The 18,585-nt window shown below is 72.1% G+C and carries 14 protein-coding genes; 6 read left to right on the top strand and 8 right to left on the bottom strand.

From position 1 onward, the window contains the following. Positions 1–176: 176 nt before the first annotated feature. A complete protein-coding gene (locus AC068Z_RS19515) occupies positions 177–1,460 on the top strand; it encodes a geranylgeranyl reductase family protein (RefSeq protein ID WP_478556839.1) in 1,284 nt (427 codons plus the stop codon). On the opposite strand, the gene AC068Z_RS19510 is transcribed toward AC068Z_RS19515, so the two are convergent. Further along, positions 1,457–1,906 carry a nitroreductase family deazaflavin-dependent oxidoreductase gene (locus AC068Z_RS19510; protein WP_478556837.1) on the bottom strand — a complete coding sequence of 150 codons (450 nt, stop codon included), beginning with the start codon at positions 1,904–1,906 and terminating at the stop codon, positions 1,457–1,459. The two genes, AC068Z_RS19515 and AC068Z_RS19510, sit on opposite strands and share 4 nt — an antisense overlap. Before the next feature lie 366 nt (positions 1,907–2,272). Between AC068Z_RS19510 and AC068Z_RS19505 the strand changes: the two genes are divergently transcribed. The 3 genes from AC068Z_RS19505 (at position 2,273) to AC068Z_RS19495 (ending at position 5,138) form a co-directional block, all read left to right on the top strand. Further along, positions 2,273–3,007: a TetR/AcrR family transcriptional regulator gene (locus tag AC068Z_RS19505; RefSeq protein WP_478556835.1), complete on the top strand. Its 735-nt coding sequence runs from the start codon at positions 2,273–2,275 to the stop codon at positions 3,005–3,007. 188 nt (positions 3,008–3,195) lie between these two features. Continuing rightward, complete coding sequence (locus AC068Z_RS19500; RefSeq protein WP_478556833.1) at positions 3,196–4,476, top strand: sensor histidine kinase; 1,281 nt, start codon at positions 3,196–3,198, stop codon at positions 4,474–4,476. Then, complete coding sequence (locus AC068Z_RS19495) at positions 4,473–5,138, top strand: response regulator (protein ID WP_478556831.1); 666 nt, start codon at positions 4,473–4,475, stop codon at positions 5,136–5,138. The genes AC068Z_RS19500 and AC068Z_RS19495 overlap by 4 nt, the downstream gene beginning before the upstream one ends. Here the strand turns inward: AC068Z_RS19495 and AC068Z_RS19490 are convergent. Together AC068Z_RS19490 and AC068Z_RS19485 are read right to left on the bottom strand one after the other, a co-directional pair. Further along, positions 5,099–5,407 carry a DUF6332 family protein gene (locus AC068Z_RS19490; protein ID WP_478556829.1) on the bottom strand — a complete coding sequence of 103 codons (309 nt, stop codon included), beginning with the start codon at positions 5,405–5,407 and terminating at the stop codon, positions 5,099–5,101. The two genes, AC068Z_RS19495 and AC068Z_RS19490, sit on opposite strands and share 40 nt — an antisense overlap. A 74-nt stretch (positions 5,408–5,481) precedes the next feature. Next, positions 5,482–6,966, bottom strand: coding sequence for an MFS transporter (locus tag AC068Z_RS19485; protein ID WP_478556827.1), 1,485 nt, complete (start codon positions 6,964–6,966; stop codon positions 5,482–5,484). 85 nt (positions 6,967–7,051) lie between these two features. Between AC068Z_RS19485 and AC068Z_RS19480 the strand changes: the two genes are divergently transcribed. Then, positions 7,052–7,429, top strand: a complete 378-nt coding sequence (locus AC068Z_RS19480; protein WP_478556825.1) for a MarR family winged helix-turn-helix transcriptional regulator — start codon at positions 7,052–7,054, stop codon at positions 7,427–7,429. Between the two features lie 48 nt (positions 7,430–7,477). Here AC068Z_RS19480 and AC068Z_RS19475 read toward each other — a convergent pair whose 3' ends face one another. Continuing rightward, positions 7,478–8,218: a maleylpyruvate isomerase family mycothiol-dependent enzyme gene (locus AC068Z_RS19475; protein ID WP_478556823.1), complete on the bottom strand. Its 741-nt coding sequence runs from the start codon at positions 8,216–8,218 to the stop codon at positions 7,478–7,480. Positions 8,219–8,342: 124 nt separating this feature from the next. On the opposite strand from AC068Z_RS19475, the gene AC068Z_RS19470 reads away from it, so the two are divergent. Next, positions 8,343–8,909, top strand: coding sequence for a DM13 domain-containing protein (locus tag AC068Z_RS19470; protein WP_478556821.1), 567 nt, complete (start codon positions 8,343–8,345; stop codon positions 8,907–8,909). A gap of 6 nt (positions 8,910–8,915) precedes the next feature. Here AC068Z_RS19470 and AC068Z_RS19465 read toward each other — a convergent pair whose 3' ends face one another. The 4 genes from AC068Z_RS19465 to AC068Z_RS19450 form a co-directional block, all read right to left on the bottom strand. Beyond that, positions 8,916–10,091, bottom strand: a complete 1,176-nt coding sequence (locus AC068Z_RS19465) for an MFS transporter (RefSeq protein WP_478556819.1) — start codon at positions 10,089–10,091, stop codon at positions 8,916–8,918. 98 nt (positions 10,092–10,189) lie between these two features. Further along, positions 10,190–11,095 carry a hypothetical protein gene (locus tag AC068Z_RS19460; protein WP_478556817.1) on the bottom strand — a complete coding sequence of 302 codons (906 nt, stop codon included), beginning with the start codon at positions 11,093–11,095 and terminating at the stop codon, positions 10,190–10,192. 2 nt (positions 11,096–11,097) lie between these two features. Next, the gene (locus AC068Z_RS19455; RefSeq protein WP_478556815.1) at positions 11,098–12,813 is read right to left on the bottom strand and encodes a diflavin oxidoreductase; all 1,716 of its coding nucleotides are present in this window, start codon (positions 12,811–12,813) and stop codon (positions 11,098–11,100) included. Further along, positions 12,810–18,362: a glutamate synthase-related protein gene (locus AC068Z_RS19450; RefSeq protein ID WP_478556813.1), complete on the bottom strand. Its 5,553-nt coding sequence runs from the start codon at positions 18,360–18,362 to the stop codon at positions 12,810–12,812. Before AC068Z_RS19450 ends, AC068Z_RS19455 begins: the two co-directional genes overlap by 4 nt. Between the last annotated feature and the right edge of the window lie 223 nt (positions 18,363–18,585).

Here is an 18,585-nt window from a genome sequence, read left to right as displayed (position 1 = left end):
GGTGCGACGTTGTACCTGTGCGTACTTCTGTGTACGGCTGATCGTGTGAGCGTAGGCCCCGCCGGGTGCGGTGGGCACCTACATCGCCGATCCTCCCACAGCGGCCTGCGGTGACCGCCGCCGTAGGATGCGGGAGACAGATGCGGCAGGCGGCTGATCGGGAGCAGTAGACCATCGTGAGCAGCGAGAACTCTTCGGCGGACGACGGGCAGCGGGTGTGGGACGTCGTCGTGGTCGGCGCGGGGCCCGCGGGGGCCTCCGCCGCTTACGCGGCCGCGGTCGCGGGGCGGCGTGTGCTGTTGCTGGAGAAAGCCGAACTGCCGCGCTACAAGACCTGCGGCGGCGGCATCATCGGCCCTTCGCGCGACGCGCTCCCGCCCGGCTTCGAACTGCCCTTCCGGGACCGGGTGCACGCGGTGACGTTCTCCCACAACGGCCGCTTCAGCCGCACCCGTCGCTCCAAGCAGATGCTGTTCGGGCTGATCAACCGGCCCGAGTTCGACCAGCAGCTGGTCGAGCACGCCCAGAAGGCGGGGGCCGAACTGCGCACCGGCGTGACCGTGCAGCGCGTCGAGCAGCACGGCTCGGCGGTGCCGGACCGGCGTACGGTCGCCGTCGTCCTCCAGGGCGGCGAGACGGTGCTCGCGCGGGCGGTCGTCGGCGCGGACGGCAGCGCCAGCCGGATAGGAGCGCATGTCGGGGTGAAGCTCGACCAGGTCGACCTCGGCCTGGAGGCGGAGATCCCGGTGCCGGAGACCGTCGCCGAGGACTGGCAGGGGCGGGTGCTCATCGACTGGGGCCCGATTCCCGGCAGTTACGGCTGGGTCTTCCCCAAGGGCGACACCCTCACGGTCGGGGTGATCTCGGCGCGCGGCGAGGGCGCGGCCACCAAGCGGTATCTGGAGGAGTTCATCGGCCGGCTCGGGCTCGCCGGGTTCGAACCCGCCATCTCCTCCGGGCATCTGACGCGGTGCCGGGCGGACGACTCGCCGCTGTCGCGAGGGCGGGTCCTCGTGTGCGGGGACGCGGCGGGGCTGCTGGAGCCGTGGACCCGGGAGGGCATCTCCTTCGCGCTGCGCTCCGGGCGGCTCGCGGGGGAGTGGGCGGTGCGGATCGCCGAGGCGCACGACGCGGTGGACACGCGCCGCCAGGCCCTGAACTACGCGTTCGCGGTCAAGGCGGGGCTCGGCGTCGAGATGAGCGTCGGCAAGCGGCTGCTGACGGTGTTCGAGCGGCGTCCTGGACTGTTCCATGCCGCGCTGACCGGGTTCCGGCCCGCGTGGCGGTCGTTCATGGAGATCACCCGCGGATCGACGTCGCTGGGCGAGCTGGTGCGCAGCCATCCGATGGCCCAGCGTGCCCTGACGGCCATGGACCGCAGGACCGTCGGCCGGGAGCCCGTCGGCGGAGAGCCTGTGGGCGGGGAGTCCGTGGGCGGGGAGTCCGGCGCCGGGTCCTAGTTCCGCACGGTCACCTGGAACACCGGGTGGTCGGGGGCGATACGGCGCAGGTCGGCGTCGGGGGAGTCGGGTCCGACGCCGTTGAAGAAGACGCCGACCTCGGCCTTCCAGCGCTTGAGGTAGGCGCGCAGCAGGGGCGCCTTGTCGTCGTCGGCGATCTCGGTCGCGGTGAAGACGTCCACCTTCTTGCCCAGGCGGAGTTCGCCGCCGCCGGCCGCGCGCATGTTGTGCGTCCACTGGACGTGGCCGCGCGGGGCGACGAGGTAGTGGCGGCCGTCGACGCTGAGCAGGTTGACGGGGGTGGTCCGCCACTGGCCGCTCTTGCGGCCGCGGACGGCGAGGACGCGGGAGCCCCACACGCTGAGACCGCGGCGGGTCAGCCAAGCGACGGTGCGGTTGAGGACGTTGACGGTGAACCAGCCGGGCTTCTTGACGTGCGTGGACATGGGTCCTCCAGTGTCGGGAGTCGGGTGTCGGGTGTCGGGTGTCGGGCGGCAGGTGTCGGGCGTCGAGCGCCGGGTGTCGGTGGAGCGCGGTGCGTGTGGGCGAGCGGTGCTCTCTTTAGTGAGCAGCGCTCTGCGGGCTGTGAGTGCCAAGGTTTCGTGAGCGGCGCTCTCTAGTGTGAGCACTGCTCTCGCTTGCTGCGTGTTCAGTGTGGACGAGAGCGGTGCTCCATTGCAAGAGCACTGCTCTCATTTAGGCGCGATGCTCACTGTTCAGAGCACTGCTCACTGTTCAGTGCGCCGCTCTACCTTCAGTGCGCCGATCTCCTTTGTGTGCACTGCTCTCGCTTTCATGCGACACTGCCCCGCATGAGCAGCGCACACGGAAGCGCCCCGCAGGGCGCCCGGGCCCGGGCCAGGATCGAGGTCGCCGCGGCCATCAAGGACGAGGCCCGCAGACAGCTCGCCGCCGAGGGCGCCGCCAAGCTCTCGTTGCGCGCCGTGGCCCGCGAACTCGGCATGGTCTCCTCCGCGCTCTACCGCTACTTCCCCAGCCGCGACGACCTGCTGACGGCACTGATCATCGACGCCTACAACTCCGTCGGGGAGAACGCCGAGGCCGCGCGGGACGCCTTCGCCGACGCCGGTCCCGCGCACCGCTGGATCGCGGTGTGCGAAGGCGTGCGCGGCTGGGCGCTCGCGCACGAGCACGAGTACGCGCTGATCCACGGCTCACCGGTCCCCGGCTACACCGCCCCCGACACCACGATCCCGGCCGCCTCCCGCGTCGGCCAGGTCTTCATCGGCATCTTGCGCGACGCCCACCAAGGGCTCGGCCTCGCGAAACCTCCCCTCCCCGCCGAACTGCGCCCCGAGGCGGCGCGCATGGCCGCCGACTTCGCGCCCGACCTCCCTCCGGAGACGGTCGCCGCCCTCGTCGCCGCCTGGGCTCAGCTCTACGGCCTGGTCGGGTTCGAACTGTTCGGCCAGTTCCACCGGGTCGTCGAGGATCGCGAGCGGTTCTTCCGCCACGCGGCGGGCCAGCTCGCCGTGGGCGTCGGCCTGGTGTATCCGCAGACCGGCCCGGCCCGCGCGGGGGAGTGACCGGGCGCGCGGCGCGGGGGGATGACCGGCCGCACGAGGGGCGTGACCGGCCGCACGAGGGGCGTGACCGGCCGCACGAGGGGCGTGACCGGCCGCAAGGGGCACCGCTGCGTACTTCCCCGGGAGTACGTGTGATCACCACGCGCGGGTGACGCGGCCCGGCGGGGCGGGCGTCTAGCGTGACGGGCATGGAGGAGCAGCGTGTGCCCGGGGCAGGTCCGCCGCGGTGGTGGCGCAGCCGTCCGGCGCAGGGGTGGCGGAGCGGGCCGCCGCAGTGGTGGCGGAGTGGGCCGCCCTGGTGGCGGGAGAGGGAGGAGCAGGGCCGGTGGCCCTGGAAGTCCACCCTGCTCGTCACCGCCTTCGTCCTCGCCGGATCGAACTTCGCCGCCGAGGAGCAGGCGGGCGAGCGGGCCGACCTCGACCTCTTCGCACGGGCGCTGCTGCTCGTGGCCGGGCTTCTGCTGCTGTGGCGGCACCGGTATCCCGTCCTGGTCGCCTTCGGTACGGCCGCCGCGGCCATGGTCTACCTGGGCGCCGGGTATCCGTACGGGCCGGTCTTCCTGACCGTGGCGATCAGCTGCTTCAGCGCGATCGTCGCGGGGCACCGGCGGGCCGCCTGGGCGGCGCTGGGCACTCTGTGGGCCGGGCACGTCCTCGTCGCCCACTGGCTCTACCGGTGGCTGCCGCCTTCCGGCGACTCGCCCGCTCCCTGGGGGCAGGAAGCCGTGGTCGCCGCCTGGGTCCTCGCGATCGTGGCGCTGTCGGAGCTGGTGCGGACCCGGCGGGAGCAGTGGGCCCGGGAGCGGGCCGAGCGGGCGCGGGCGGCCGAGCGGCGGGCCGACGAGGAGCGGCTGCGGATCGCTCGCGAACTGCACGACGTCCTCGCCCACAGCATCTCCGTCATCAACGTCCAGGCGGGCGTCGGTCTCGCGCTGCTGGACTCCGATCCCGAGCAGGCGCGCACGGCGCTGACCACCATCAAGGCGCAGAGCAAGGAGGCGCTCGGCGAGGTGCGGCAGGTGCTCGACACGCTTCGCGCGCCGGGAGACGCGCCGCGCGCGCCCGCACCAGGACTCGACCGGCTGCCCGAGCTGGTGGATCAGGCGGCGGCCGCGGGACTGACGGTCCATCTGCACGGCACACCGCCCACGCTCCCGCCGGGAACCGACCTCGCGGCCTTCCGTATCGTCCAGGAAGCGCTCACCAATGTCGTACGGCATTCCGGATCGCGGCACGCGCGCGTGGACCTCGATGACGGCGGCGGGACGCTCCGGATCCGGGTCGACGACGACGGTCCCGCGACCGGCGCCGACGCGGGCGGCGGCGGCAACGGACTCGCCGGAATGCGCGAGCGGGCGGCCGCCCTGGGTGGCACGATCGAGGCCGGCCCTCGGTCCGACGGCGGCTTCCGCGTGCTCGCTGTGCTGCCCCTCACCGCCAACGAGACCGCCAAGGAGGACGACCGGTGATCCGCGTACTGCTCGCCGACGACCAGTCACTGGTGCGCGCCGGTTTCCGGGCCCTGCTCGACGCGCAGCCCGACATCGAGGTGGCCGGTGAGGCCGCGGACGGCGAGGAGGCGGTGCGCGCGGTGCGTGAACTCGCGCCGGACGTCGTGCTGATGGACATCCGGATGCCCGTGCTGGACGGCCTCGCCGCGACCCGTCGGATCACCGGGGACGACCGGCTGGCGGACGTACGGGTGGTGATGCTCACGACCTTCGAGCTCGACGAGTACGTCTTCGAGGCCATCCGTTCGGGCGCCTCCGGGTTCCTGGTCAAGGACACCGAGCCGGAGGAACTCCTGCGCGCGGTACGGGCGGTGGTCGCCGGGGACGCGCTGCTGTCGCCCGGGGTGACGCGGCGGCTGATCGCCGAGTTCGCGGCCCGTTCCAAGGAGCCCGCGGCGGCCGACGCCCTCGCCGGACTCACCGAGCGGGAGCGGGAGGTGATGGCGCTGGTGGGCATCGGCCTGTCGAACGAGGAGATCGCGCGTCGGCTCGTGGTCAGCCCGCTCACCGCCAAGACCCACGTCAGCCGGACGATGGTGAAGCTGGGCGCGCGCGACCGGGCCCAACTGGTCGTGCTGGCCTACGAGTCGGGGTTGGTACGGCCGGGCTGGCTGGGCTGAGCCGAGCGCCGGAACCGGACCAGCACGCTGATCACGCGGGCGACGAAGAGGACCACGGCCACCACCTTGCCGCCGAGCATCAGCAACGACTCCGCCGTGTACGGCAGTTCGAACAGCAGCGCGGGACCGGCGAGTGCGGCGAAGACCACGCCCGCCGCGAACAGCGCGCTGCACAGCGCGTACCCGACTTCGACGACGAAGGCGTCCTGTTCGGCCTTGGTGCGCCGTCCGCCGTCGGTATTCGAGTCCGTCCCCCGGTTCACGCTCATGTACGGAGTGAAACAGGCGGATGCCCGGCCGGGCAAGCGAAACCCGGCCGGGCACCCGTGGTGGAGGCGTCCCCCTAGTCGCGGACCGGGACCCGGTCCGTCTCCGCCTCCCGCACAGTGGACTTGGCGACCACGAGCGTCTGCTGGGCGGGGCGCTTCCCGCGCAGGCCCGTGAGCGTGATCAGCAGTCCCGCGACGGCGACGAACGCCACCACCACGAAGCCGGGGCGGTAGCTGTCGAGGACCGCCTGCGGGGTCGGGTTGTCGGGCGCCCCGGCGGTCACCACCGCCGTCACCACGGCGAGGAAGATCGCGCCGCCCACCTGCACCGAGGTGTTGAGCAGACCGGAGACCATGCCCTGCTCGTGGTCGTCGACGCCGTTGGTGGCCTGGATGTTGAGCGAGGGGAAGACCAGCGCGCAGGCCGCGCCGATGAGCAGCATCGACGGCAGGATGGTCGCCGCGTACACCGGATCCAGGTCGACCTGGAGGAACAGCGCGTAGCCGACGACCATGAGCGCGAAGCCCGCCGCGATCAGCCGCTGGGTGCCGAACCGGTCGACGATCGAGCCGACCTTCGTCGAGGAGAGCGCCACGAGGGCGCCGGCCGGCAGGAAGGCGAGCGCGGTGTGCAGCGCCGACCAGCCGAGCAGGGACTGCATGTACAGCGTGGTCAGGAACTGGAAGCCGACGTACGAGCCGAAGAACGCGATCGCGCCGAGCTGGGCGCGGATCTGGTTGCCCGAGCGCAGCACGCCGAGCCGGACCAGCGGTCCGGGCGAGCGGCGCTCGACCAGGACGAACGCGGTCAGCAGGACGGCGACGGCGAGGAACGACAGCAGGGTGCGGGCGGAAGCCCAGCCGACCTCGGGTGCCTGGACCACGGTGAACACCAGCAGCAGCATCGAGGCGGTGCCGAGGACGGCGCCGGGGATGTCGTAGCCGTTGTGGTCCTTCTCGCGGGAGCTGCGCGGCAGCAGCTTCAGGCCCGCCAGCAGGGCGATGAGGGCGATCGGCGCGGGCAGCAGCATGGTCAGGCGCCAGCTGGCCTCGGTGAGGAGGCCGGACAGGACCAGGCCCATGGAGAAGCCGGTGGCGGCGCAGGTGGTGTAGATGGCGAGGGCGCGGTTGCGTACGGGGCCCTCGGCGAAGGTCGTGGTGATGATGGACAGGCCGGCGGGCGCGGTGAAGGCCGCGCTGAGGCCCTTGATGAACCGGCTGGCGATGAGCAGCGGGCCGGAGTCGACGAGCCCGCCGAGCAGCGAGGCGAGCGCGAAGACGCCCAGGGCGACCAGGAAGACCTGGCGGCGGCCGAGCAGGTCGGCGGTGCGTCCGCCGAGGAGCAGCAGTCCGCCGTAGCCGAGGATGTAGCCGCTGACGATCCATTGCAGTGTCGAGGTGGAAAGGCCCAGGTCGGCACCGATGGAGGGCAGGGCGACGCCGACCATCGAGACGTCCAGGGCGTCGAGGAACATCGCGGCGCAGAGCACCAGGAGGGTGCCCCACAGCCGGGGTGTCCAGCGGCCGTCGGACGTGGGCGCGGTGAGCGGAGAGGTCATGCGGCAGACACTACATGCGCATGCATTGAATGCAAATACATTTAATTCCGATGCAATAATCTCGCTTCTCTGCTACGGTGCGCCCATGGCGGCGAACAAGGCCGAGCAAACGCTCGTTGACCAGTGGCGGGACATCCTGTCGCTGCACGCCCGGACGCAGTGCGAACTCGATCGGGCACTGCATCAACACGGCCTGTGCGGCAGCGACTTCGAGGTACTGGACGTGCTCGCGGGCGGCGAGTGCGCACAGCGCGTCCAGGAGATCGCCGAGCATGTCCATCTGAGTCAGAGCGCGCTGTCCCGGCTGATCGCGCGGCTGGAGAAGGACGGCCTCGTCGAACGCCGGATGTGCCCCGAGGACCGGCGCGGAGTGAAGGTCGCGCTCACGGCGAAGGGGCGCGACCTGCACGGCGAGGTGCTGCCGGTGCAGCGCGCGGTGCTGACGAAGATGCTCGCGCACTGACTGACGGCGGCACGCCTCGGGTTACTCGGCTCCAGGTGATCGCGTCGCTCAGCTCCACGTGATCGCGGACGTCTCCCGCCACAGCTCGGCCACCGAGGCGTCGCCCTCAACTCCCGGGAACGGCGCCCGGTTCCACAGTGCCGCATAGAGCTCCGCGACGGGCCCGGACACCTCGCAGTCCGCCTTCCCGGCCGCCCCGCGCGCGGCGGCGGGCGGCTCCTCGGACAGTCGTACGGTCCACACCGCGTCGTCCGCGTCGGTCGCCCGCACCCGCAGGACCCGGGGCTCGGCGCTGCGGACCCGGCTCTTGGGGCGGGCGTGCATGGCGAGGAGGAGTTCGTCGACGCCGTCGGCGGCGAAGGCGGGGTCGGTGTCACCCGGCGTTCCGCCGCGGGCCGCCTCCGCGTCGAGGCGGTGGATCGTCGTCTCGTGCGCCTGACGGCGGGCCCAGAAGGCCAGCGGCGACGGCGCGGGCAGGAAGTGCCAGCACCGGACGTCCGGTCGGGCGGCGGCGAGGGTGTCGACCAGGTGGCGGTGACCCTCGCGGAACCAGGTGGTCAGCTCGGTGCCGTCGAGGCCGGGCGGGTCCTGGGCGGGCTGGAACGTGGGGTGGCACTCGGCGACGAACGCCGCCGCCCAGCGGTGCACCATCCCGGTGTGCCGCACCAGATCGGCCACCTGCCAGCCCGGGCAGGTCGGCACCTTCGCATCGGTCCCGGCCCGCTCGGCCGCCTCGGCCAGCAGTCGGCCCTCCCGGTCCAGGACGCGGATGAACTCGGCAGTCTCCATGGGCCGAGTCTGCCTCATGAGGACGGCCGTAAGGGTTTCGTCATCGGTTCAGGCCTGCCGTACCCCCAGGTGATCCGCTGGAATGAGGGGAGACAGCAGACTCTTCTCAACTCGGGGGCAGATCATGGGACGTGCGCGGAAGTCGGTCATCAGCGGGGTGCTGGTGGTCGCGGTCGTGGCGGTCGGGTTCGGGCTGTACTGGTTCGCGCCGTGGAAGCTGTGGCAGGACGAGACCGTGGACGAGGCGCTGCCCGTGGCGGTGGGGTCGGCGCCGAGCGCCGCAGAGCCGTCGTCCGGGAGCGCCGGGGAGACGTCCGCCCCGGCCGCCGAACCGGCGCCGCGGATCCTCGCCCGCGGTGACCTGATCAGCCACGAGCACGACACCTCGGGCAGCGTGAAGCTGGTACGGCTGGCCGACGGCTCCCATGTGGTCCGGCTGGAGAACCTCTACACCAGCAACGGCCCCGACCTGCGGGTGTGGCTCACCGACGCCCCCGTGAAGGAGGGCACGGCCGGCTGGCGTGTCTTCGACGACGGGGAGTACGTCAGCCTCGGCAAGCTGAAGGGGAACAAGGGCAGCCAGAACTACGTCGTCCCGGCCGACGTGGACCTGAACGGCTACAGCAGCGTCAGCATCTGGTGCGACCGGTTCGACGTCTCCTTCGGAGCGGCGGAACTCGCGCGGGCCTGAGACGGTTCAGGCCGCGTGCTCCGTGGAGGTGTGCCGGGTGGCGAAGCCGATGGCGGCGGCGACGGCGGCGAGTACGGCGACGCTGGTCAGGGCCGTGGGCAGGGAGGACCACTCGGCCATGAAGCCGATCGCGGGCGGCCCGAGCAGCATGCCGCCGTAGCCGAGGGTGGAGGCGGTCGCGACCCCGCTCGGACCGGCGAGGGCGCCCGCGCGCTCGATGGCGACCGGGAAGAGGTTGGCGAGTCCGAGTCCGGTGACGGCGAACCCGACGAGGGTGGCCCATACGGACGGGCTGAGCGAGCCCAGGAGCATGCCCCCGGCCGCGGTGGCGCCGCCGAGGACGACGGTACGGGTCCGTCCGAGCCGCTGGAGCAGCGTCGACCCGGTCAGCCGGCCGAGCGTCATGGCGAGCGCGAAACAGGAGTACCCCGCGGCCGCCATCCCCGGTGAGGCGTCCAGGTCCTGTTCGAGATGCAGGGCGCCCCAGTCGGCCATGGCGCCCTCGCCGTACGCCGTGCACAGGGCGATCAGCCCGAAGACGGCGACGAGTCCGCGCGTACGGCGGTCCAGGCGCCGCGGGCCTTCGGCGTGCTCGGGGGTCCGCGTTGCCCGGGGCGGCTCGATCCGGAGCAGGACGCGCCCCGCGAAGAGGGTGACGACCAGCCCGATGACGGTGAGCCCGAACAGATGCCGTGTGGGCGAGAGACTCCCGGCGACCAGCCCGCCGAGCCCCGCGCCGGCCATGCCGCCCAGGCTGAAGGCCGCGTGGAAGCTCGGCATGATCGGCCGCCGTAGCGCGGTGACGAGATCGACCGCGGCGCTGTTGAAGGCGACGTTGATCCCGCCGTACGCGGCGCCGAAGAGCAGCAGCACGGCCGTCAGGGCGGGCACGGAGTGGGTGAGTGGCGGCAGGGCGACGCTGAGGGAGAGCAGCACGGCGCACACGACGGTGACCGGATGGGTGCCGTACCGACGGCACAGCCGTCCGGTGAGCGTCATGGTCACGACCGCGCCCGCGGAGACGCCGAGCAGGGCCAGCCCGAGGGTGCCCGCGGAGGCGTCGACCTGCTCCTTGATCGCGGGGATCCGCACGACCCAGCCGGCGAAGACGAAGCCGTCGAGCGCGAAGAAGACGGTGAGGGCGATACGGAGGCGGGTGAGGTCGGTCGCGGTTCCGGGCACGACGTTGTGCGAACGGGGTTTGTTTATTTGCGGCACAAAGTCAGGCTAGGAGGGAAGGAGGGCTGGGGCAAGTCTCTTGCGCGGAGGCTCCGGGCGGGTCAGGCGTCGGGCAGTGATGCCGCGAGGTGCTCCCACGCCGTGTGGACGTCCTCCCCGACGATTCCGAGCTGGGTGATGATCGCGACGCAGCGGCCGTGCTCGTCGTCGAGTTCCAGGGCCGAGGTCGGGCCGTGTGCCGCCGTGGAGCGGACGAGGTGGCAGGAGCGGACGCGGGCGAGGTCGAGCTCCACCGAACTGTCCGCCAGCGCCGCGAACACCCGGCCGGCCACGGTTCGGTCGGTGACGTGGATCCGGCCGGCGCACGCCTGCATGGCCGCCGGGGCGAACACCGCGACGCCGACCGGGAGTCCGACCGCGCAGACGTGGTCGAGGACGGAGGGGATGACGGCGGAGTCGACCGTGCGGTGTTCGCCGCCGTAGCGGGCGAAGGACGCGCGCCGGGCGGCGCCGCCGTCCGCGAGGATCGCGTCGAACTGCGCCAGCTGATCGCCGTTCTCCCACGCCGGGACCTCGGGAAAGGGAGACGGGCCGGTGGGCGGCCGGGATCCGGGGGCCACCGTGCGCACGAGGCCGGCCAGCAGGCGGTCCCCGTCGGAGAGCAGCCGCCCCTGGTGCACGGTCCTGCCGTCCTCGTCCAGCAGGTGTACGGCCATGGCGCCCTCCTCCCGCGCGAGCACCGCCGAAGCCACACCGTCGGCGTCGAGGCGCAGTGCGATCGAGCCCGGGCGGACGCCGAACGCGTCACCGCGCAGGCTCGGGACGTCATAGCTGCCCGCCTGGTCGATCCGCGCGACCGGGCCTCCGGTGACGGCCTGGACGTACCGGAAGAGCGTCAGGGACCGCGCCAGTTCGGGCATGCGCGCGTCGATCAGCCGCACGCTGCCGCCGCACCGGCCGCGGCACCCCTCGAACGCGCACCGACGCTCGGAATGATGATCCGTCATGCTCAGTACACGTCCCGTACGTAGCGCTTCGCCCGGCGCAGGCCGGCCAGGTACTCCGCCGCCTCGTCGGCACCGCGCCCGCGCTGCCCGGCGATGACGTCCAGCAGTGCCGCCTCGACGTCCTTGGCCATGCGGGAGGCGTCGCCGCAGACGTACACGTACGCGCCGTCCTCCAGCCACGCGTACAGCTCACGCGAACGCTCCCGCATCCGGGTCTGCACATAGACCTTCTCGGCCTGGTCGCGCGAGAAGGCCAGGTCGAGTTCGGTGAGTACGCCACGCTTCTGCAGCTCGCTCAGCTCGTCCTCGTACACGAAGTCCGTCGCGCGGTGCTGGTCGCCGAAGAACAGCCAGTTGCGCCCGGCGGCACCCCGCGCCGCCCGCTCGTGCAGGAAGCCGCGGAACGGCGCGATGCCCGTACCGGGGCCGATCATGACCATCGGGGCGTCGTCGTCCGCGGGGACGCTGAACGAGGCGTTCGGCTGGATGTACACGGCCACTTCCCCGCCGGCCCGGTCCGCCAGATACGTCGAGGCGACTCCCTCGTACCGGCCGCCGTACCGGACGGACGCCACCGTGAGGTGGACACGGTCCGGGTGGGCCAGCGGGCTCGACGAGATCGAGTACTGACGGGCCTGCAACGGCCTCAGAAGGGGCAGAAGTTCGTCCCGGGCGGGCGCGTCGGCTCCCGCGTCCCTCAGCAGGTCGAGCACATCGCGGCCCCAAAGCCAGGAGTCCAGCTCGACCCGGTCTCCGTGCGCCACGACCGACGCGAGTTCGCTCGCCGGGGCCCGCTCGGCCAGGTCGGCGATCAGCTCCTTCGACGGCGTGCGGATCTCGCGTTCCGTGCGCAGGAGTTCGGCGAGCCGTTCGTCGTCCCGGGCACCCACCTGCTCCAGCAGCTCCGCGACCAGTGCCTCGTCGTTCACCGGTACGACGGCCAGGGCGTCGCCCGCCTCGTAGGTGATGCCGCTGTCGCCGAGGTCGAACTCGAAGTGCCGGATCTCCTTGGCGCTGCCCGGCGCGGACAGCAGCCGGTTCACCGCGAGCCGCGAGCGGTACGGGTTGCGCTTGTTCCAGGTGGAGCGAGTGGGCTGCTGGGCGGGGGCCGCCTCGCCCGTGCCCGTGGCCCCGGTCTCGGCGGCCAGTCGCTCCAGCACCGCCGTCGTCCACTCGGCCGCGGGCTCCTCGAAGTCCACGTCGCAGTCGAGCCGTTCGTGCAGGCGGGTGGCACCGAGCTGCTCCAGCCGGGTGTCGATCAGCTTCGCGGCCTGGCAGAACTCGTCGTAGCCGCGGTCCCCGAGACCGAGCACGGCGTAGCGCAGCCCCTCCAGCCGGGGAGCGGTGTCGGACTGGAGCGCCTCCCAGAACAGTCCGGCGTTGTCGGGCATCTCGCCCTCGCCGTAGGTCGAGGTGACGACGATGACATGGGACATCGCCGCCAGCGTCTCGGGTGTGACGTCGTCGAGCGCGGTGACGGTCCCGCCGAGGCCGCGGGCGCGGGCCCCGGCGGCGAGTTCGCCGGCCAGGAACTCGGCGTTGCCGGTCTGGGTTCCGAACAGGACGTCGACAACGGCCCCGGGTGCTTCCGCCGTTGCGCCGTCCCGTTGTCCGGCCGCCGCGATCCCGGCGATGAATCCCGCGAGCCAGGCTTCCTGTTCGGCGGAGAAGGGCGCGTCGGCCGGGATGAGGGTCCCGGTCGGGGGCGTGGGGGTCACGGGGTCACCGCCTCGGTGGGGGCCTGCGGGATGCCGCGGTGCGCGAGTGCGGCGATGTCGGAGAGTGCCGCGTTCGCGAGCAGCTCGTCGAAACGGGCGGCGCGCACGCGGCCGGCGTTCTTCGTGGTCTGGTGGACGATCCAGCCGTAGGTGCCGGGGGCGTCCACGCTGAGGTTGTTGCGCTGCTTCAGGGCGCGCTTGTAGTCGTCGAGGCGCTTGACCGCGATGAGCGTGGCGAGTTCGCCGTCGTCGAAGCGGTCCAGCGTGCCGCGCAGGTACTTCACCACGCGTTGCTTGACGAAGAAGTCCTCGGTGAGGATGAGCTTGCGGACGGCCTCGGCGATCCGCGGGTCGTCCGGTCCGCTCGCCCCGGGCACCCGCTTCAGCGCGAGGTCCTGCGCGGCGCCGAGCACCGCGTACGACGACAGCAGCGAGAACATGTCGTCGCCGCCTTGGTCGCCGAGAGCGGGTGCCCGGCCGCCGAGCACGGTACGGCGGTCGCGGTAGTCGACCTTGAACGCGCGGAGCTTGTCCGTGGCGATCGAGCTCGCCAGTTCGTCGAGGAGCTCGGAGCGGGTTGCGGCGGCGAGGATCTCGCCGGCGTCCTGGTAGAGGAGCAGGGCCCGGGGCATTCCGCAGTACATGTGCTGCCGCTCGGTGTCCCAGTCGTGCAGCAGCCGCGCGGCCAACTCCGAACCGGTGGCCTCGACATGCCAGGACAGCAGCAGTCGTACGGCCGCCTCGTGGAAGGTGCCGTGCTCGGTGCCGGTCACCGGGAAGACGAGCAGCGAGTCGGCGCTGACCCGGTTCGCGAGCTCGCCCGAGGGGTCGTACTGATAGAGGAACCCGCCGCTCATGCCGTTCCCGAGGCCCTTGCCGAAGCCGCCGAGGTTGAGGACGGTGCCGCCGGTCATGTACTCGCAGCCGAAGTCGCCGACGCCCTCGACGACCGCGGTCGCGCCGGAGTTCCGCACGGCGAACCGGTCACCGGCCTCGCCCTGTACGAAGGTCCGGCCGCCGGTCGCGCCGAACAGCGCGAAGTTGCCGATGAGGACGTTCCCGCCGCGCTCGGCGCTGCCGCCGCCGGGTGCGCGGACGACGATCCGGCCGCCGCTCTGGCTCTTGCCGACACCGTCGTTGGCGGTGCCGGTGTGTTCGAGGGCGATGCCGTCGTTGCAGAAGACGCCGTACGACTGCCCGGCGGAGCCGGTGGTGCGGATGGTGACGGCGCCGTCGACGAGGCGGCGACGGCCGCGGTCGTCGGCGACGACGGCGGGCACGGTCTCGTCGATGCCGTACTTCACTCCGTCGTGATTGAGGAGCCGCTCGATGTCGATGGAGAGCTGCCCGCCGATCGACTTGTCGCTGTTGCCGAGGCGGATGCCGTCGACGAGCACCGACGGCTCGCGGCGGTCCAGGAGCGCTTCCCTGATGCGCTCGATCAGCGCGTCGTCGGTGGTGAAGTCCTTCTCCAGGTACTCCGGGTCCGCCACGAGCTTCTCGGGCACCCGCGCGAGCAGGCGCCGCACGTCCAGGCGGCCCACGCTCGCGGGGTGGTCGAGGAGCTGGAGCAGATCCGTGCGGCCCCGGGCCTCGCGCAGGGAGCGCAGACCGAGGCGGGCGAGGATCTGCCGTACGTCGTGGGCGATGTTGAGCAGGTACTGCGCCAGCGCGCGCGGATCGCCCTCGAAGACCTCGGGGTTGGTGGTGAGCCCGGCGGGGCACTTCACGTTGCAGTTCTTCGCCATGACGCAGCCGAGCATCATCAGCGCGGTCGTGCCGAACTCGAAGCTGTCGGCGCCCAGAAGAGCGGAGGTGACGACGTCGCCGCCGGTCTGGTGCGCGCCGGAGCAGCGCAGGACGACCTTCTGGCGCAGCCCGTTGGCGACCAGCGCCTGGTGGACCTCGGCGACACCGATCTCCGCCGAACGGCCCGCGTACTTCAGGCTGGTGACGGCCGCGGCGCCCGTACCGCCGGTGTTCCCGGCCACGTTGATGACATCCGCGCCGGCCTTGGCGACACCGACCGCGATGGTGCCGATGCCCTCCGAGGAGACCAGCTTCACGATCACCCGGACGCGGGCGGCCTTGCAGTCGTGGATGAGCTGGGCCAAGTCCTCGATGGAATACGTGTCGTGGTGCGGAGGAGGGGAGATCAGCTCGATGCCCGGGGTGCCGCCGCGGGCGGCCGCGATGTCGACCGTGACCTTCGGCGCGGGCAGCTGACCGCCCTCGCCGGGCTTCGCGCCCTGGCCGATCTTGATCTCCAGCTCCTGGAGCATCGGGTCGGCGAGATAGCCCGCCCAGATACCGAACCGGCCGGACGCGAACTGCTTGATCCGAGAGCCCCGGATGGTGCCGTAGCGGGAGTGGTGCTCGCCGCCCTCACCGCTGTTCGACATCGCGCCGACCATGTTCGTGCCGTGCGCCACGGCCTCGTGCGCGGTCGCCACGAGGGCGCCGTGGCTCATCGCGCCGGAGGCGAGTGCGGGCGTGATCTCGTGGGCGGGCTGGACCTCGTCGAGGGGGACGCTGGCGGGGGCGCTCTGGAGGAGCGCGAGGAGACGGGCGGCGGTGCCGGTGACCTCCAGGACAACCTCGTCCTCGGTCGCCTTCAGCGTCACGACCTCACCGGGACAGGCGAGCGCGAGGCCGTCGGCGAGGGCCGTGTGGCGCTCGGCGAGGGCCGTGTGGCGCTCGACGCCACCCTCGGTGAGGCTCAGCCGGACGGTCGTGCCCTCGGTGCCGGAGACGTCCAGGCCCCGGACCGTGACGCCCGTGTTGCCGGTGGTCGAGAACCGGCCCAGCTCGCGGGCGAAGTCCTCGGGCGTACGCAGCCCGGTGACGTCGGCGGGCAGTGCGAGGACGTCCCGCAGCGCGGACGGGCGCCGGGACCGCTCCTCGTGCGTGGTGCGCAGGAAGGCGCGGTACCCGGGGGTGATCCGGAACGCGTCGATCTCGGCGTCGCTGAGGGCGTCGTACCCGGTGTTGCGGTAGGCGGCGTCGGTGATGCCGAAGGCGTCGTCGAGCCGGCCGAGGGTGAGGAGCCGCAGCGCGTCGGAGTCGGTGGGACGGGCGAACCGCGGCTTCTCCTCGGCCATGTCGCCGAACCCGCGCACGGCCGTGACGCCGAAGGAGTGCCCGGCCCCGTCCGACCGCTCCTTGAACAGCCCGAGCAGCGGGATCTGCTGCTCGCTCTCGACCGTACGGGCGCGCTCGTGCCACTCGGTCGCGGCCTGCGCGATCCGGGCGAAGCCCACACCACCGACCGGCGCCTCCATGTGCGGGAAGATCCGCGCGAAGACGTCGTCGCGGGTGTCGAGGTAGTTGGGCTCGAAGAACTCGCCGCCGATGTAGCTCTCGGCGGTGCACAGCCCGACGCGGCCCATGGTCTTGGCGAGGGACTTCTCGGCCGCCTTGCGGAACTTGGCCAGCGCCCGGTCGGTCCCGGTGATCTCACCCGCGGGCGCGGGTGCGCTCGGGTACTTCTCCTCGGCGCGCAGCCGTGCGCTGAGGCTGTAGACGGCGGAGGCGCCGAAGCCGAGCGCGGTCGCGACGTGGTGCGAGGAGGCGAGCTGCCCGCTCTCCGCGACGAGCGAGACGCGCGGCCGCAGCCCGGTCTCGATCAGCCGCTGGTTGACGGCGGCGACGGCGAGGACGACGGGCAGCGGGGCACGCGTCGACGACACCGCTCGGTCGGTGAGCAGCGCGATGCCGCCCCGCTCGGCGGCGAACCGCTCGACGTCGTCGCAGAGTTGCTCCAGCGCCGACCGCAGCGCGTCCGCGTTGGCGGACTCGTCCCCGCCGACCGGTTCGTAGAGCATGGCGAACCGCTCCAGCGGCACGACCCGCTGGTCCCGCAGCCGCACCATGTCGAGGTGCCCGAGCACGGGCGAGTTCACCACGAGCTGCTTGCCGTTGGTGGCGTGGGTGCCGTCCGGCTTCGGGCCGAGGGCGACCCGCATGCTCATCCCGTCGGCCTCGCGGATGCTGTCCAGCGGCGGGTTGGTGACCTGGGCGAAACGCTGCGAGAAGTATTTCGCCATGCCGCCCTCGGTGTCGCTGAGCGCGTTGATGGCGTTGCCGTACCCCATCGCCGAGATCCGCTCCGACCCGTCGGCGAGCATCGGGTCGAGCATGAACCGGAAGCTCTCCTGGTTCAGCGAGTACGCCACGTACCGCCCGGCGAGGGTGAGGTCGCCGTCGTATCCGAGTGTGGTCGTGCCCCGGTAGTAGTCGGGGGCGGGCAGGTCGTCGAGGTTCACCCGGGCCGCGGCGAGGAGTTCGGAGTACGGCCGGCGCGCGGCGAGGGCGTCGAGCACCTCGCGGGTGCGCATCCGGCGGCCGGTGCGGTGGTCGACGACGAGCATGCCGCCGGCTTCGATACGGCCCCGGTGCACGACCTCGTCGTCGGGGAAGGCGACCTGCCCGGCCTCCGAGGCCACGATCAGGTACTCGGCGGTCTCGACGGTACGCAGCGGGCGCAGCCCGAGCCGGTCGAGGCGGGCGCCGACGACGTCCCCGTCGCTGAAGATGACCGCGGCCGGACCGTCGTTCTTCTCCTCGTACAGGGAGAAGTACTCCAGCATGTCGCGGACGGCGGCGGGCAGGGTGCGGTCGTTCTCCCAGGCGGGCGGCATGAGCGAGACGACCGCCTCGACGAGGTCCAGTCCGTCGTCGAACACCCGGCTCTGCAGGGTCTGGTCGAGCCGGCTGGAGTCGGACTGCCCCGGCGGCCGCACGATGCTGCGGGTGCGGGCGCGCGCGAGGGCCTCGTCGGAGAGGCGGTTCTTGCGGTCGGTGTTGAGCTCGCCGTTGTGCGCCATGAGCCGGAACGGCTGGGCCATGGTCGGGTGCGGCTCGGTGTTGGTGGAGAACCGGGTGTGGAAGTACAGCGAGCGGACCGAGTGCCGGGGGTCGGTGAGGTCGCGGAAGTACCCGATGACCTCACCGGAGTTGAGCCGTCCCTTGAGGACCTGGGTCCGTGCGCTCAGCGAGAGCGGATACAGCCCGGCGTAGGTGTCGTCGTCGGCGTAGGCGACGGCTTCCACGGCGAGCAGGGCGCGGTGGGCGGCCGCGTCGACGTCGGCGCGCGACCAGGCCTCTGGGGCGCGGAACACCCACTGCACGAGGGGCAGTTGGTACTGCTCGGCGGCGGGACGTGCCACGGTGTGGTCGACGGGCACGGCACGGACGAGCAGGGTCTCGAAGCCCTGGTCGGCGACGCAGCGCCCGACGAGGCGGACGGCGGCCTCACGGCGTGTGGCGTCGGCCGGGACGAAACAGTTCGCGACGCCGAAGTGCCCGGCCCGCAGGTCCTCACCGGTGAGCGCGCCGAAGAACTCGACCGACAGGTCGACGCTCACGCCCGCGCCGTCGCCGACACCCTCGGCGGACTTGCCGCCGCGGTGCGGGATGGCGCAGAGCGCTTCGTGGCCCTTGCGGATGACGTCGTGGCTCGGTGTCCCGTCCAGGCGGGTGATGAAGCCGACGCCGCAGTCGCTGTGGTCGCGGGCAGGGTCGTACAGACCGAAGGTCGAGTCGTTCAAGTGCGGTCCTGTGAGCGGGTTCCGGCTGGGGGTACCTCCCAGGCCTCAGGGCGCTGGGGGAGGACGGCCAGGCTGCGTCGGTGAAGCGCTCGCCGCGGGCGGACCGGTGTGACGGTCGTAGCCCCGAGTGGTGCGATTGGGTACGGTAAGCCTTACCTAACTTCGCTCGCAACTGGTGCCCGGCATGTGACCTGCGGGGGAGTGGGAGGAGAACGCGGAAAGG

The sequence above is a fragment of the Streptomyces sp. NPDC043726 genome (genome assembly GCF_056436565.1).
This window is presented reverse-complemented; position numbering and strand designations above follow the sequence as displayed.